This is a genomic window from Mariniflexile litorale (genome assembly GCF_031128465.2).
Taxonomy (GTDB): Bacteria; Bacteroidota; Bacteroidia; order Flavobacteriales; family Flavobacteriaceae; genus Mariniflexile; species Mariniflexile litorale.
This window is the reverse complement of the sequence record NZ_CP155618.1, coordinates 1,683,455-1,700,775: the sequence shown is the minus strand read 5'-3', so window position 1 is coordinate 1,700,775 and position 17,321 is coordinate 1,683,455. Positions and strand designations below refer to the sequence as shown.

11 protein-coding genes are annotated in these 17,321 nt (G+C 33.9%); 9 read left to right on the top strand and 2 right to left on the bottom strand.

Annotated features, from left to right (window positions below; all coding sequences use genetic code 11):
* The first annotated feature begins 59 nt into the window (after positions 1 to 59).
* From QLS71_RS07180 to QLS71_RS07165, 4 genes are all read left to right on the top strand, one after another.
* Positions 60 to 1,466 (top strand): glycogen/starch synthase, encoded by a 1,407-nt coding sequence (locus tag QLS71_RS07180; RefSeq protein ID WP_308991711.1) that lies wholly within the window; start codon positions 60 to 62, stop codon positions 1,464 to 1,466.
* 10 nt (positions 1,467 to 1,476) lie between these two features.
* Positions 1,477 to 2,742: a glucose-1-phosphate adenylyltransferase gene (locus QLS71_RS07175; protein ID WP_308991712.1), complete on the top strand. Its 1,266-nt coding sequence runs from the start codon at positions 1,477 to 1,479 to the stop codon at positions 2,740 to 2,742.
* A gap of 1 nt (position 2,743) precedes the next feature.
* On the top strand, positions 2,744 to 4,651 hold the full coding sequence (gene glgB, locus QLS71_RS07170; protein ID WP_308991713.1) for a 1,4-alpha-glucan branching protein GlgB: 1,908 nt from the start codon (positions 2,744 to 2,746) through the stop codon (positions 4,649 to 4,651).
* A gap of 137 nt (positions 4,652 to 4,788) precedes the next feature.
* On the top strand, positions 4,789 to 7,191 hold the full coding sequence (locus QLS71_RS07165; RefSeq protein ID WP_308991714.1) for a glycoside hydrolase family 31 protein: 2,403 nt from the start codon (positions 4,789 to 4,791) through the stop codon (positions 7,189 to 7,191).
* 5 nt (positions 7,192 to 7,196) lie between these two features.
* Here the strand turns inward: QLS71_RS07165 and QLS71_RS07160 are convergent, their stop codons facing one another.
* Positions 7,197 to 9,038: a sodium:proton antiporter gene (locus tag QLS71_RS07160; RefSeq protein WP_308991715.1), complete on the bottom strand. Its 1,842-nt coding sequence runs from the start codon at positions 9,036 to 9,038 to the stop codon at positions 7,197 to 7,199.
* A gap of 139 nt (positions 9,039 to 9,177) precedes the next feature.
* Here QLS71_RS07160 and QLS71_RS07155 point away from each other — a divergent pair, with 139 nt between their 5' ends.
* Both QLS71_RS07155 and QLS71_RS07150 read left to right on the top strand, forming a co-directional pair.
* Positions 9,178 to 10,065, top strand: a complete 888-nt coding sequence (locus tag QLS71_RS07155; RefSeq protein WP_308991716.1) for a universal stress protein — start codon at positions 9,178 to 9,180, stop codon at positions 10,063 to 10,065.
* A complete protein-coding gene (locus QLS71_RS07150; protein WP_308991717.1) occupies positions 10,062 to 12,266 on the top strand; it encodes a SulP family inorganic anion transporter in 2,205 nt (734 codons plus the stop codon). Before QLS71_RS07155 ends, QLS71_RS07150 begins: the two co-directional genes overlap by 4 nt.
* Before the next feature lie 37 nt (positions 12,267 to 12,303).
* On the opposite strand, the gene QLS71_RS07145 is transcribed toward QLS71_RS07150, so the two are convergent.
* The gene (locus tag QLS71_RS07145) at positions 12,304 to 12,660 is read right to left on the bottom strand and encodes a DUF202 domain-containing protein (protein WP_308991718.1); all 357 of its coding nucleotides are present in this window, start codon (positions 12,658 to 12,660) and stop codon (positions 12,304 to 12,306) included.
* A 166-nt stretch (positions 12,661 to 12,826) separates the two neighbouring features.
* On the opposite strand from QLS71_RS07145, the gene QLS71_RS07140 reads away from it, so the two are divergent.
* The 3 genes from QLS71_RS07140 (at position 12,827) to QLS71_RS07130 (ending at position 17,268) form a co-directional block, all read left to right on the top strand.
* The gene (locus tag QLS71_RS07140) at positions 12,827 to 13,687 is read left to right on the top strand and encodes an MBL fold metallo-hydrolase (RefSeq protein WP_308991719.1); all 861 of its coding nucleotides are present in this window, start codon (positions 12,827 to 12,829) and stop codon (positions 13,685 to 13,687) included.
* A 27-nt stretch (positions 13,688 to 13,714) separates the two neighbouring features.
* Positions 13,715 to 15,322, top strand: coding sequence for a S8 family peptidase (locus tag QLS71_RS07135; protein ID WP_308991720.1), 1,608 nt, complete (start codon positions 13,715 to 13,717; stop codon positions 15,320 to 15,322).
* A gap of 116 nt (positions 15,323 to 15,438) precedes the next feature.
* Positions 15,439 to 17,268 (top strand): M1 family metallopeptidase, encoded by a 1,830-nt coding sequence (locus QLS71_RS07130; protein WP_308991721.1) that lies wholly within the window; start codon positions 15,439 to 15,441, stop codon positions 17,266 to 17,268.
* The last annotated feature ends 53 nt before the right edge of the window (positions 17,269 to 17,321 follow it).

Here is a 17,321-nt window from a genome sequence, read left to right as displayed (position 1 = left end):
AATTTCCCAAAAAATGTTGCATAATATTTTTGTAAGTTTATAGACAAAGCAAAATATTAATGACAATTATTCACATAAGTGCAGAATGCTACCCGGTTGCGAAAGTAGGAGGACTTGCCGATGTTGTAGGAGCTTTACCAAAGTATCTAAACAACTCTAATGTATCTTCGCAAGTTATCATGCCTTTTTATAACAATACGTTTACTCAAGAACATGTATTTACAACTATTTACAGTAACCAAATTTCTTTAGGAAATACCCTTGTGGATTTTAACGTTTTAACATTAAAAGAAAACCCATTAGACTTTGATGTTTTTTTTATTGACGTCCCCGATTTATTGTTTAAAAACTATGTCTATTCATCAGATGATACCGAACGTTTTTTAGCCTTTCAAATTGCAATTCTCGATTGGATGCTAACCTGGGGAAAACATCCAGACATCATACACTGCCACGACCACCATACGGGGTTAATTCCTTTTATGCTTCAAGAAAGTTATAAATATGAAGCGTTTAGAAAAATACCTAACATATTAACCATTCATAATGCGCAATATCAAGGCTGGTTTCCCCATTTAAAAGTAGGTTTAATTCCTCCTTTTGATTTTAATCATGTGGGTTTGTTAGATTGGGGAGGAAGCATAAATCCATTAGCCGCTGCCATAAAATGTGCATGGCATATTACTACAGTGTCTCCTAGTTATATGGAAGAATTAAAATTAGCTGCTAATGGTTTGGAAAGCTTATTAAGTGCTGAAAGCGCCAAATGTTCGGGCATATTAAACGGTATAGATACAGATGTTTGGAACCCAGAAACAGACCATTATATTATAGAAAATTACAATATCAAAACAGTTAATGCGGGTGCAGAAGCCAATAAAAAATACCTGTGCGATACTTTTAATCTAGATGCTGAAAAACCTCTTTTTGCTTTTATAGGCAGATTGGTTGATGAAAAAGGATCCGATTTATTTCCCGATGTATTTCAAATTGCTCTCGAAAAAAATAATTTAAACATATTATTACTAGGTTCAGGAAATTCGTTCGTAGAAGAAGCGTTAAAAAACCTAAAAAATGACTATATTGGTACATACAACGCTTTTATAGGCTACGACGAAAAACTATCGCATATTATGTATGCTGGCGCCGATTTTTTACTCATGCCTTCTCGGGTAGAACCTTGTGGTTTAAATCAAATGTACGCTCTAAGATATGGTACTATTCCTATTGTAAGAAGCATTGGGGGCTTAAAAGATACGGTTGTTGATATTTCTAAAGAAAACGGATTTGGTATTTGTCATGAAAATGTAACCGTTTTAGAAATTACTAATGCCATTAACCGAGGTATTACGCTTTATAAGAATCAAACAGAATACAAAAGAATACGAAACAATATCATGGAAATAGACCATTCGTGGCATGTTTCAGCAAAAGAATACATAAAATTATATAACTCCATAAACTAATTAATTAATTATGATTAATAACAAGGTTCTAGCCATCATATTAGGTGGCGGTCAAGGCTCTAGACTACACCCTCTAACTGAAAAAAGATCTAAACCAGCAGTACCTATAGCAGGAAAATATAGATTAGTAGATATTCCAATTTCCAATTGTATTAATGCTGATATTAAACGCATGTTTGTATTAACTCAATTTAATTCAGCATCCTTAAATCGTCATATTAAAGATACTTATCATTTTAGTTTTTTTAGTAGTGCATTTGTTGATGTACTTGCGGCAGAACAAACACCAGAGAATAAAGGTTGGTTTCAAGGAACTGCGGATGCTGTTCGACAAAGTATGCATCATTTTTTAAGGCATGAATTTGATTATGCCTTAATACTTTCAGGCGACCAATTATATCAAATGGATTACGATAAAATGATAGCTGCTCATGAGGAAAGTAATGCTGAAATTTCAATTGCCACCATTCCAGTAAATGCAAAAGATGCCACCTCTTTTGGTATATTAAAATCTAATAATGAAAGTATTGTAACATCTTTTATAGAGAAACCTGATGCTAGTTTATTACCCGACTGGACTTCTGAGGTTAGTGACGAGATGAAACACGAAGGACGGAATTATTTAGCTTCCATGGGTATATACATATTTAATAGAAATCTTTTAATAGAGTTAATGAACGACCAATCTACTATTGATTTTGGTAAAGAAATTATTCCACAATCTATTGAAAAACATAAAACACTTAGTTACCAATACGAGGGCTATTGGACCGACATTGGTAATATAGATTCCTTTTTTGAGGCTAACATTGGCTTAACAGATGATATTCCTCAGTTTGATTTGTACAATAATACAAAACGTATTTATACACACGCACGTATGTTGCCTACAACAAAACTAGCAGGCACCACATTAGAAAAAACAGTTATTGCCGAAGGCTGTATTATAAGTGCTGCTAAAATTGAGAAATCAGTCATTGGCATTCGGTCTCGAATTGGTAAAGAATCTACAGTAATAAAAACCTATATGATGGGCAGCGATTATTATGAAACATTACTTGAAATACAAGAAAAGAAAATAAAAATATTAATGGGAATTGGAGAAAGATGCTTTATTAAAAATGCCATTCTCGATAAAAACTGTCGCATTGGAGATGATGTTAGAATAAATGGCGGGGCACACTTAGAAAATACCGAAACAGAAACCTATGTTATTAGAGATGGCATTGTGGTAATTAAAAATGGCGCAACTATTCCTAATGGATTCGTAATATAATATGGCACAAGTAAAAGTTTATAGTCTATTTACAGACTTCGATATTAACCTTTTTAAAGCAGGTAAACACTATAGGCTTTATCAAAAATTTGGATCCCATGTTACAACTGTTGATGGCATTGAAGGCACTTACTTTGCTGTTTGGGCTCCAAGTGCTAAACAAGTTTCTGTTATTGGCGATTTTAATTACTGGACGGAAGGCGAACACCAATTAAATGTTCGTTGGGATAGCAGTGGTATTTGGGAAGGCTTTATACCGCTAGTGGGTAAAGGTAATATATACAAATACAAAATTGAGAGTAACAACAACGGTATAAAAACTGAAAAAGCAGATCCTTACGCACGTCGTTGTGAACATCCTCCAAAAACCGCTTCCATTATTTGGGACGATACATACAAATGGAAAGATGCCAATTGGATGAAAAAGCGTAAAAAAAACAACGCTTTAGATGCACCCTATTCGGTTTACGAAGTGCATTTAGGATCTTGGAAACGTCATATAGAAGAAGACCGTTTTTTATCATATTATGAATTGGCAGACGATTTAGTTACCTATGTGAAAGACATGAATTTTACTCATGTAGAACTTATGCCTATCATGGAATATCCATACGACCCTTCTTGGGGGTACCAACTTACTGGTTATTTTGCACCCACATCGCGTTTTGGTTATCCTGAAGAATTTAAGTATTTAGTTGATAAATTACACCAAAACGACATAGGCATTATTCTAGATTGGGTACCCTCTCACTTTCCAGAAGATGCTCATGGCTTAGGATTTTTTGATGGTTCTTGTTTATATGAACACCCTGATAAACGAAAAGGCTACCATCAAGATTGGAAAAGCTTGATTTTTAATTACGAAAGAAACGAAGTAAAATCCTTTTTAATAAGTAATGCCGCATTTTGGATGGAACAGTATCATGCCGATGCCTTACGTGTTGACGCTGTTGCTTCTATGTTATTTTTAGACTATTCTAGAGAAGATGGCGAATGGGAACCAAACATTTACGGTGGTAGAGAAAATTTGGCGGCCATAGAATTTCTTAAAGAATTAAACCAAGAAATATATGCGTCATTTCCAGACACACAAACTATTGCAGAAGAGTCTACCGCATTTCCAGGCGTTTCAAAACCTGTGTTTTTAGGTGGTTTAGGCTTTGGGATGAAGTGGATGATGGGTTGGATGCACGATACATTGGAATACTTCAGTAAGGACCCTATTTATAGAAAATACCATCAAAATGATATTACCTTTAGTTTAGCCTATGTGTTTTCAGAGAATTTTATGTTACCGCTTTCGCATGACGAAGTGGTGTACGGCAAAAACTCCATATTAGGCAGAATGCCTGGTGATGAATGGCAACGTTTTGCAAATCTTCGTCTTTTATTTGGATATATGTTTACACACCCGGGCACCAAATTAGTATTTATGGGTAGCGAATTTGGGCAGTATAACGAATGGAATTTTCAAGAAAGCTTAGATTGGAATCTATTAGAATTTGAACCTCACAAAAGCTTTCAGCAATATTACAAAGCATTAAATGGGCTATACAAATCAACTCCTGCTCTATTTGAAAAAGGGTTTTCGGGTGAAGGTTTTGAATGGATTAGTTACGACGATCATGAAAATTGTGTGATCTCATACATAAGAAAAGGCAAAATCGAAAAAGATAATGTTATAGTCGTTTGCAACATGTTACCCACAATAAGAGAGAAATACAAAATTGGTGTGCCTGCAAAAGGAAAACTTATGGAAATTTTTAATAGCGACGCTAAAGAGTTTGGAGGCAGTAATGTTTCAAACAAAAAAGAAATATCTATTATAAAAGACGCTTGGAATGGTAAAGAATATTCCGCAGAAATTACCTTACCCCCTTTGGCTGTAACTATTTTTAAATTTAAATAGCAAAAAATGAGGTATCTTAAATTAACAGCTTGAAATATTGCATTTTATATAATATTTCAAGCTGTTTTTTAGTAAAAACGAGCCCTTAACATACTTAGAATTTAGTATTTTGGCTTAATTAATTTTAGCATTCATATATGATATTAAATACCGAATTAGAATACAAGGGAAACCTATTTCCATCAAATATAATTTCTTACAAAAAAAATCTAGATACCCTATCGTTTACTTCGGCAAATAATGTGGTATTACAAATAACTGTACAACGCGATAGCGTTTTAAGATTTCGATATACAACAACTGGCGTTTTTGATAAAGATTTTTCATATGCTATTACTAAATATGCTAGTAGAGGATACAATTTTCTGGAAATAACGGAAGACCCCGATAAATATATTATTACCACATCAAAACTCATTTGCCAGGTTGCTAAAATTGATATGCGAGTTGCGCTTTACGATGCCAAAGATAAAACGCTAATTTGTGAAGACGAATTAGGTTTTCACTGGGAAGAAAGCTATGAGTTTGGTGGCGATATTGTTAAAATGTCTAAAACAGCACAAGAAAGCGAAAGTTATTTTGGTTTAGGTGATAAACCCGTTGACAACAATCTTAAAGGCAAACGTTTCGAAAACTGGGTAACAGATTCTTACGCATACGGAAAAAATACAGATCCCATATATAAAGCGATTCCATTTTATACAGGCTTACATCACAAAAAATCCTACGGAATCTTTTTTGACAACACTTTCCGAACCTTTTTTGACTTTTGTAATGAACGAAGAAATATCACTAGTTTCTGGGCACAAGGTGGCGAAATGAACTATTACTTCATTTATGGTCCTCAAATGGCAGACGTTGTTTCTATTTACACCGATTTAACAGGAAAACCTCATGAATTACCTGCTTTGTGGACTTTAGGATACCATCAATGCAAATGGAGTTATTACCCAGAATCTAAAGTAAAAGAAGTAACAAGCAAATTTAGAGAACTACAAATACCATGTGATGCTATTTATTTGGATATTGACTATATGGAAGGCTTTAGATGCTTCACTTGGAATAAAGAATACTTCCCAGATCCAAAAAGAATGGTAAAGGAATTGGCGGATGATGGTTTTAAAACCATTGTAATTATCGATCCAGGAATTAAAATCGATAAAGACTATTCGGTGTACCAAGAAGGTATGGAAAAAGATTATTTCTGTAAACGTGCCGATGGTCCCTACATGAAAGGCAAAGTATGGCCTGGAGAGTGTTATTTTCCAGACTTTACCAACCCCGAAGTGCGTGAATGGTGGTCTAATTTATTCAAAGAACTTGTGGAAGATATAGGTGTTAAAGGCGTATGGAATGATATGAATGAACCAGCCGTTATGGATGTACCTGGAAAAACTTTCCCTAACGATGTAAGACACGATTATGATGGAAACCAATGCAGTCATAGAAAAGCACATAACGTTTATGGAATGCAAATGGCCAGAGCCACCTATCAAGGTCTTAAAAAATTTGCATATCCAAAAAGACCTTTCGTTATTACAAGAGCAGCGTACTCTGGCACACAACGCTATACCTCTAGCTGGACAGGAGATAATGTTGCTAGTTGGGAACACTTAACTATAGCAAACATTCAAGCACAACGTATGTGTATGTCTGGGTTTTCCTTTATAGGTTCTGATATTGGCGGATTTGCCGAACAACCTAATGGCGAATTATACGCCCGTTGGATTCAATTAGGTATATTCCATCCGTTTTGTAGAACACACTCTTCTGGCGACCATGGCGATCAAGAACCTTGGGCTTTTGGATCGAATATAACTAACATTGTTAGAAAATTTATAGAGATTAGATATCAACTATTACCTTATTTATATACTGCTTTTTGGAGATATGCTAATGAAGGAGTTCCCATTTTAAAATCACTTGTTTTATTCGACCAAACGGATACACATACCCATTATAGAAACGATGAGTTTATTTTTGGTGAAAAAATATTAGCTTGTCCTGTTACTGAACCAAATGCGAAAGGAAGGCGCATGTATTTCCCTGTTGGTAATTGGTATAGTTTTTGGAACGATGAAGTTTTTGAAGGTGGTCAAGAACTTTGGGTAGATGCCGATTTAGATAGTATGCCCATATTTGTTAAAGAAGGTGCCATTATACCAAAATACCCCATTCAACAATATGTTGGTGAAAAACCACTTGAAGAACTTATATTAGATGTTTATTATAAAACAGGAGAAGAAACATCACAAGTTTTTGAAGACGCCCAAGATGGTTATGATTACATCAAAGGCAGATACAGTTTAAGAGACTTAAAACTAGTTGGTAAAAAGAATACCGTAATTATTCAACAGTTTAAATCTGGTAAATATATAACTCCTTACGATACACTAAAAATTAAATTCCACGGGTTACCATTTAATATCTCTAAAATTCAAATTGATAATGAAGAGGTTTTATTTGAAGATGTAAAACTTAATGGCGACAATACTATTGTAGTTAGTAAAGAATTTACAGAACTTCATGTTATAGCATAAACACTTTAAATGTCTCGTTTAATTTTACTAGAAAAAGGCTTTCCAAGATATACTAATTGGTAGCCTTTTTCTATTTTTTCTACAGCCGTGCTCTGAGAGGAAATGATTTCTAAAACTCCTTCTTTGTCTTTTATTAACAAAGGAATGATCTCAGCATCGTTATTTGAAATTTCAATCAATTCTTCATAATGTTCTCGATCGTTCAATTCAATTTCATGAATTTTAGGATAATTTCTAGCAACTTCGGTAAGTGAAAAATAACCATCTGTAAGCGAGAACAAACCTTCTTTAGGACTTTTATCTGAATTTTTCATTTCTTCAAAACTAATCAATCGAAAAGTACCACTTTCACCAAACTGACTAGAAAATTTATTAATAGCATATTGGTTAATATCAGCACTTCCCGTCATCGCCATTAAAAATCCCACATCATTAAGCTCTATATTATCTGCTAGAGTATCAGAATAAATATCGGTATCTATAGCCTCAAGACCTGCTTTTTGTGCTAATTTTATATTAGTTTGATTGCTATCAATTAAAACCACATGCCTTCCATTTTCTTCTAAATATTGCGCTATAAGTCTCGAAAAATGCGACGCACCTACAATTAAAATACCCTCAGACCGCTTTAAAAAAACACCTATTAATTTAGCAAACGGTCTTGCGGTGGTGGCATTTAGTAAAACAGTACCCAACACAATCATAAATACAAGCGGTGTAATATATTCCGCATCAATAATACCGTTCTTAGAAAGTTTTAAACCAAATAAAGAGGCAATACCAGCTGCTACAATTCCTCTAGGACCAACCCAACTTATAAAAAGCTTTTCATTAAACTTTAAAGCTGATTTATAGGTACTAATAAATACACCCAGAGGTCGAATTAAAAACACAACAACTGAGAATAGTACAACCGAGTTCCAATTGTAAACCAATAAAAGATCCTCAATATTAATATTGGCAGCTAATAAAATAAATAAAATAGATATTAATAAAACACTTAACGACTCTTTAAAATAAAGAAGTTCTTTTAAATAAGGTGATTTTGAGTTTCCAAGTACCATTCCCATAACAACCACTGCCAATAAACCTGACTCGTGTGCAAAAACATCCGACAAAACAAAAACACCCAAAACAGTAGCCAACGCGAATACATTTAGTAAATAATGGGGAATCAACTTTTTGTTTATGGAAAAATTTAAGGCATGAGCAAACGTAAACCCGAAGGTAGAGCCGAATAATACAATTTTACCAAACTCTATTAAGGCCGTTTTAGTAAAAGCTCCTCCACCGTCAACACTTATAAACTCAAAAACAAGGACCGCTACTAAGGCCCCAATGGGGTCTATTAAGATTCCTTCCCACTTTAATACTGCCGACACATCCTTTTTTAAGGGAATGTTTCTTAAAATAGGTGTAATTACTGTTGGTCCTGTTACGATTATTAAAGCTGAAAACAAATAAGATATTTCCCAGCTTAAATGAAAAATATAATGTGCTGAAACAGCAGCACCAAAAAATGTAACCAACGACCCTAAAGTAATTAGTTTAGAAATAATAGGTCCCACGTTTTTAATCTCGCTTAATCGTAAGGTTAAACCTCCTTCAAATAAAATAATACTAATAGCTAAAGACACAAAATAAAACAAGCTTTCTCCTGGAAAAAGACCTTCACTCCCATTCCAAATGGGTTCAATCCACTTAGTGCCATCTTCCGAAATAAATTCTGAAACAGGACCTACTAATAAGCCAATTAAAATTAATGGTAAAATGGCTGGGATTTTAAACTTCCAAGCAAACCATTGAGCTAAAATCCCTAAAATTATAATTCCTGCTAATTCTATCATAAACTCCTATTCGTTAAAAAAGTCTAATTTAAATAAAAACAGTGTATTTCCTACTCTTATTGAAAATATACGTGTAAATACGGTTTACCCAGTGCTTTTTTCTTCTATTTTTTTTATAATTCTTTCATTTTTTTAAAAAATGTTATCTTTCAAGTCTAAGAAAATAAATTATAAAGGAGTGTCTTTAAAACTTTTTAAAAGTATTGGAATTGGTGTGGCGTTTTCACCCAACTTAAAAGCGAACCTTTTTGAAGCTGCTAGACTTTCACTTTTTCTCGATTCAAAATTGTTTTTAATTCATGTTGGAAACCCTTCTGAAGACAAAATAAAAGCTCTTAAAATTATTTTAGCACCATTTAAAAAAGACCAATTAGACTTTGAAGTTGTTTTTAAAACTGGAAATCCTGTAGATGTTATTTTAAATGCGACCGAAACCCACAATATAGATTTATTAATTTTAGGAGCGGTTCAACGTGAGCGTTTTTTCAAATATTATGTTGGATCCATTGCTAGAAAAATAACGCGAAAAGCGAAGTGTTCCATCTTATTGCTAATAAAGCCTTCTGTAGAACGAGTGCGTTGCCAACACATTGTAGTGAATGGCTTAAAAGATCCTAAAACGGAGCAAACCATCGCATCAGCTTTTTATGTTGCTAAAAAACTACAAGCTGAAAAAATTACTGTGGTAGAAGAAATTAAACAAGAACAAATTAAAATAAAAGTGGATGACGACATATCATTACGTCGCGCCAATATTGTAAAAGAGCGTATTACGCTTAGAGAAAACTCTAGAATCAAAGATATTATCAAAGATATCCCTAAAGAATATACTGAAAAAATTGTTATTAAAACACAGCCCATTTTTGGTAAACAAGGCTACTCTATTGGTCATTATGCACAAATTTCTCGTGCCGATTTATTAGTTATGAATGCTCCAAGCAAAATGACGTTTTGGGATCGTTTATTTCCACATGATATCGAACATATTTTAACCGAATTACCAACCGATGTATTAATCCTTCAATGAGCCCTAAAAAAAAGAACTTAAAAGATTTTTTTAGATCCATACCCAAAAACATATTTTCTGGTTTTGTAGTAAGTCTTATTGCTTTGCCTTTAGGCTTAGGCTTGGCTATGGCTAGTGATGCTCCTGCAATTTCAGGTATTATAACAGCCGTTGTTGGCGGTGTTATCGTGTCTCTTTTTGGTGGAAGTCACGTAACCATTACAGGCCCAGGAAACGGCATGGTTGGTGTCCTTTTAGTAGCCATTACAACATTGGGATTGGAAAGTGCTTATGCTGCCATAATTTGCTCGGGTTTATTAATATTGCTTCTAGGATTTTTTAGAATGGGTAAATTATCCGATTTTTTTCCGTCTTCTGCCATCCAAGGCATGCTTGCTGCCATTGGGCTTATTATTCTTGGAAAACAGTTTCATATCATGTTTGCCCATAAAATAAAACGTGACGATACGCTCGATTATCTTTTTGAGATTCCAGTAACAATAAATGATGCTCTACACTATAAAAATGAAGGACTTATTTACGCCGCTTTGGCGGGTGTTTTAGGTTTAGCTATTATGATGTTTTATTCTAAAGTAAGAAATAAGTATTTGCAACTTATTCCCGCCCCTATGTGGATTGTTATTTTATCTATTGGCTTTAGTTATTATTTTGAATTGGTTCTGCATGAAGAAAATCCTATTGCTAAAAAATACATGATTTCTGGAATTCCAACCATTCAAACCATTATAGAGGACATTCATTTACCAAACTTTTCACGTGTTGGTAACCTTCCTTTTTGGGGTAGTGTATTTGCTATCACCCTTATAGCAAGTATAGAATCACTATTAAGTATTAAAGCAGTGGATAAACTCGACACCGAAAAAAGACGGTCGAATGTAAATAAAGATTTAAAAGCTTTAGGTTTGGCCACTGTAGTAAGTGGTTTTTTAGGAGGGCTTAATGTGGTTACCGTTATTGCTAGAAGCTCGGTTAATGTTAATAATGGAGCCAGCAATCGTTCTTCAAACTTTTTTCACGCTACTTTTTTGATATTATTCATTGTATTGTTTAGCACCCAATTAACCAGAATCCCACTAACCGCACTTATGGCTATCTTGGTATTTACTGGTTACAAATTGGCGTCTCCCAACGTCATAAGAAAAATATTTTTTATAGGAAAAGAGCAGCTTATCATCTTTTTTGTAACTCTTTTAGTGACCCTTAAAGTAGGCTTAATAACGGGTATTTTAGCAGGTGTAATTACCACATTAATTATCCATATTGTACTGAATAAAACGGTGTCGTTATTTGCTAGAAATGTATTAAAACCTAATGTTTTAATGTATCACGAAAGTGAAGGGCAAAATAATTATTATGTAAGTGTTAAACACTTTTGCAGCTTTTTAAATTATTATAAACTGAAAGACAAACTGGATGCTGTGCCAGAAAATCAAGATGTCATTGTCGATTTTTCATTGTGTAATTTTGTTGATGATACAGTCATGGAAAATATAAGTCGTTATCAGGAATTATTTAAAAAACGTGGCGGTCATTTTGATGTGGTTGGTTTAGATATGCATGATACAGACTCCATACATCCGTTTGCCTTAAGACGATTACTTCCCGTCCCAAAAATTATTAAAAACAATTTAACACGCCGTCAAACAAGTATGGAAAGTTTAGCAAGCGATTATACGCTAAGCTACCATCCTAAAAATCAAAACAACACCGATTTTTTAACTAACTTCCTGTTTTTCAACACAAAAACCATCGATCATATTTACAATGTTTTAACTTATAAAAAGAAGGGTATTTCACTGTTCGATATCGAGTTTTCTGAAGGTGAATTTATTGCTAAAGAAGTAATTAGAGCCACCATGCTGCATATTGATTTAAAAGAATCTATTCCCGAATTTACTTTGGATCGTGAAGGATTTTTAGAAAAAGTGTATGCCTTTGCTGGGTTTAAAGACATTCCTATTCAAAATCACAGCGATTTCTCTAAAAGATTTTATTTATTAGGTGATAATGAAGCTGAAATAACGCGTTTTTTCACAGATGAAATCACTCACTTTTTTGAAAGTAATCCCTACTACCACGTAGAATCTAATGGTGAAGGTCTCCTTGTTTTTGGAAAAGAACGTTTAGCTAGTGTAAAAGAAATAAAAGCACTCTTTGATTTTGGAAAACGTTTAAAAGAAGTTGTATCAATGGAAAAGTAAAACACCTGATTAAATGATACAAAATAAAATCATCAAATTAATTATCTTCTTTCGTTTCAGCCATGTAATAAAGCCTTTTTAAACTTTTCTTAAGAAGTGTAAATCGATAGATTCCTATTACAAAAAAAAGGGCGCTAAAAAAAAGCGATACAAAAGCTAAATATTGGAAATTTGGAAAGATTTCAAGCTGAAAAAAAGCAATCCCCCCCAATAGTAAATAAAGTGAAGATCGAATGTATGAAAGTAGCGTGCGTTCGTTTGCCAATCGTGTTCGCTCAATAGCAAGATAATCTCTTAAAATAATCTGTTCATCAGGTTTAAAATCACGCCCAAACCGCAATAGGTTCATTTTTTTAATTTTTAATGGCGTTTCGATAATGTGTTTTATTGACATTTTATAAATTATTTTTATAAATCTAATTGAATTTTTAAAGGTTTCAAAAGAATGTTTATTTAAAGTATTTTATTCAAATGTTAAAAAATCTATTAAAATTAATGATTTTCAACTTATCAATTACCTTTTTAGTAATTTGCAAGACATTTTTTATAGAAGCACCCTCATGCAATTATATCCAATAGAATCTGGAAACTTTAAACTCGATGGTGGCGCCATGTTTGGCGTTGTCCCAAAATCCTTATGGCAAAAAACGAATCCTGCCGATGCCAATAACATGATTGATCTTGCGGCCCGTTGTTTGCTTCTTGAAGAAGGCAACCGGCTTATTTTAATTGATACGGGGATGGGTACTAAACAATCGAGCAAGTTTTATGGGTATTATCATCTTTGGGGAAATCACACATTAGATAGATCTCTTAAAAAACATGGTTTTCATCGTGATGATATTACCGATGTCTTTTTAACACACTTACATTTTGACCATTGCGGCGGTAGTATCCAGTGGAATCATGATAAAACTGGTTACGAATCTGCCTTTAAAAATGCCCATTTTTGGAGTAATGAAGACCATTGGCAATGGGCAACACAACCCAATAATCGTGAAAAAGCTTCTTTTTTGAAAGAAAATATTTTACCCATGCAGGAATGTGGGCAGCTTAAATTTACCTCCATCCCAACCGGTGACATACTTAAAAATTCTGAACTCGGTTTTGATCTCTTTTTTGCAAATGGACATACCGATAAACAAATGATTCCCCTTATCAAATACAAAGATAAAACTATCGCCTTTATGGCTGATTTATTACCAACCGCGGGGCATTTACCATTACCCTATGTCATGGGTTATGATACAAGACCTCTTTTAACCCTCGACGAAAAAGAAAAATTTCTTAATATAGCTGCATCCCATAATTATTATTTATTTTTAGAACATGATGCCCATCACGAAATTATTACTGTAACCAAAACCGAAAAAGGAGTCCGGTTAGAAGACACCTTTACGTCGCAAGACATATTCCAATGAAAAAGTGACTAATTCAAATACAAATAAATGAAAACAATTAAAACACTAATGCTATCGGCTGCCATTGCCGTATTATTCTCTGGTTGTGGAGGAACTACTAATATTATTTCTACCCCTCTTGAAAATATTGATAATTCACCTTTAAAAGTTTCAGAATTAACTGAAAATGAAAAACACAACTGGGGACATTTAGATTTAGTAAAAGATACTATTCCAGGCATGAGTGTTGATAAAGCCTATACTGAACTTATTAAAAACAGAAAAGGTAATACAGTAATTGTTGCCATAATAGACTCGGGTATAGACATAGATCATGAAGATTTAAATGATGTGATTTGGACCAATAAAGATGAAATTCCAAATAATGGAAAAGACGATGATAATAATGGTTATATAGACGATGTACATGGATGGAATTTTTTAGGCGATGGCTATAACGAGCAACTAGAATACGTACGCATTCTAGCTGCTGGAGATACTACCAACCCAGACTACGCCAAAGCTGAAGCTCTTTACGATAAAGAATATCAAAAATATTTAGGGCTTAAAACCAATTATGAACAAATATTACAGCAAATTAATGCTGCAGACGAAGTATTAATCAAACATTTAGGTAAAAAAGATTACACCAAAGCTGAAGTTAATGCGATAAAAACCGAAGATGTCGAGTTAAACAAATCAATACAAATCGCAAAGTATATGTATGGTAATGGTATGGATTCTTTAGCCGATGCGAAAAAAGAGCTAACTGAAGGTTTAGAAAATTTTAACGACCGCTTAAATTATAACTTAAACAAAACCTTTAAAGGACGTGTAACTGGTGACGATTCAGAAGACCTAAACTCTAAATTTTACGGTAATGGTAATGTAAAACCTATAAAGAAAAGCGAAAGTCATGGTACACACGTCGCAGGTATTATTGCTGCAGAACGTAACAACGGCAAAGGCGCAAATGGGGTTGCTAATAATGTGAAAATAATGAGTATTAGAACGGTTCCAAATGGAGATGAATATGATAAAGACGTTGCTTTAGCCATTCGTTATGCAGTGGATAATGGGGCAACCGTAATTAATGGTAGCTTCGGAAAAAGTTTTTCACCCCATAGCGATTGGGTACGTGACGCCATTAAATATGCAAGCGACAAAGATGTAGTATTTGTACATGCTGCAGGAAACGATAGTGAAAATGTAGATGTAGCTAATAATTTCCCAGACGATAATATAAATGGTAAAGAAGTATCTAATTCTTATATTAGAGTGGGTGCTCTAGAACCAAAATATGGTTCAAATATAGTTGCTGGTTTTTCTAACTATGGTAAACAAAACGTCGATGTGTTTGCTCCAGGTGCTAAAATCTATTCTACAACACCCCAAAACGAATACGATACTAAAGGAGGCACTTCTATGGCAGCCCCAGCCGTTGCTGGTGTTGCGGCACTAATACGTTCATATTATCCAAAATTATCTGCAGCCCAAGTGAAACAAATTATTATGAATTCAGGCTTAGCCATCCAAACAAAAGTAGTAGTTGGGGGTGATACTAATAATGTAAAACCTTTTACCGATTTATCTAAATCTGGAAGAATTGTAAATGCTTATAACGCTTTAATTATGGCTGCTAAAATGTCGATGTAATCTTTAAAAAAATATTTTAGTTTCTTAAAATTATAACCATATTTGAAAATAGATTCTGAAATAATTTCAGAATCTATTTTTTTTATTATTTTCAAACAGTTTATAAAACAAAACAAATGAAACGAATCATTATTTCTATACTTTGTGTTTCAGTATTCTGGTCTTGTAATAGTGCGCAATCTGTTACGGTAACTGAAACACCTCAAAACACAACAACTTCAAGTTACTGGCAACAGCACGTCGATTATAAAATGGTTATCGATATGGATGTAAATACCTTTCGATACAAAGGAAAACAAACTTTGGTTTATACTAATAACTCACCGGATGTTTTAAACCGCGTGTACTATCATTTATATTTCAACGCCTTTCAACCAGGTAGTGAAATGGATGTGCGCTCTCAAACTATTGCAGATCCAGATGGTAGAGTTGGAGATAGAATAAGCAAATTAAAATCTAATGAAATTGGATATATAAAAGTAAACTCATTAAAACAAAATGATACAAATTTAAAATACGAAACCGTTGGTACTGTTTTGGAAGTCAATTTAGCAAAACCTATACAACCAGGGGAAAGTGTCACTTTCGATATGGATTTTGATGGTCAAGTACCTTTACAAATACGTCGTTCAGGTAGAAACAACAAAGAAGGTGTGGCATTATCAATGACACAATGGTATCCAAAATTAGCAGAATACGATTTTGAAGGTTGGCATGCCGACCCATATATTGGTCGTGAATTTCATGGTGTTTGGGGCGATTTTGATGTAAAAATTAGCATCGACAAAAACTACATTATTGGAGGTACTGGCTACTTACAAAACCCTAACAACATTGGTTATGGTTACGAAACGGGGTCCATTAACCGTCCAAATACCGATAAACTAACATGGCATTTTGTTGCGCCAAAAGTTCACGATTTTGCATGGGCTGCCGATCCTAATTATATTCACGATAGCATGCAAGTACCTAACGGCCCCATGCTTCATTTTTTCTATAAAAACACACTTTCTGAAGAACAAATAAATAATTGGAAAAAAATGCAACCTAAAACAGTTGAATTGATGCAGTTTTTTAGTGAACAAATAGGAAACTATCCATACAATCAATATTCTGTAATTCAAGGAGGAGATGGTGGTATGGAATATGCTATGTGTACTTTAATAACAGGAGAAAGACGCTACGGTAGTTTAGTAGGCGTAACAGCACACGAATTAGCACATACTTGGTTTCAATTTTTATTAGCCACCAACGAATCAAAACATGAGTGGATGGACGAAGGATTTACTAGTTATATAAGTGACTTAGCTATGAACGAAATTATGAATGATGATAAAACAAACCCTACCGAAAGTGCTTACAGATCATACATAGCCTTAGCAAAATCTGGTAAAGAGCAACCTCTTACCACACATGCCGATCGATACAACTTTAACGGTACATATGGTGCCTCGGCATACAGTAAAGGCGAAGTCTTTTTAGCTCAATTAGGCTATGTTATAGGTGATGAGAATTTAAAACAAACCATTAAAAAATATTTTATCGATTTTGCTTTCAAGCACCCCACACCCAACGATATCATCCGCACTGCCGAAAAAGTATCAGGTTTAGAACTCGATTGGTATTTAACTGATTTTGCACAAACCACCAATACTATTGATTATGGCATAAAAAACATTGAAGGCAATAACATTACTTTAGAGCGCATCGGTTTAATGCCCATGCCTATAGATGTTACCGTTACCTACACCGATGGTAAAACCGAAGATTTTTACATCCCATTACAAATGATGCGTGGTGAAAAACCAACCAAAGCTACTTTAATAAAAGATTGGGCTTGGGCATATCCTACCTATACGTTTACAACTAAAAAAACAGTTAAAAGTGTAGAAATAGATCCAACAAATATGATGGCAGATATTGAAAAGAAAAATAATAAAATGTAAAACTTGGTGTTACATTTTGTAGTATTAAAAAGGCTTCTTAATTAACTAAGAAG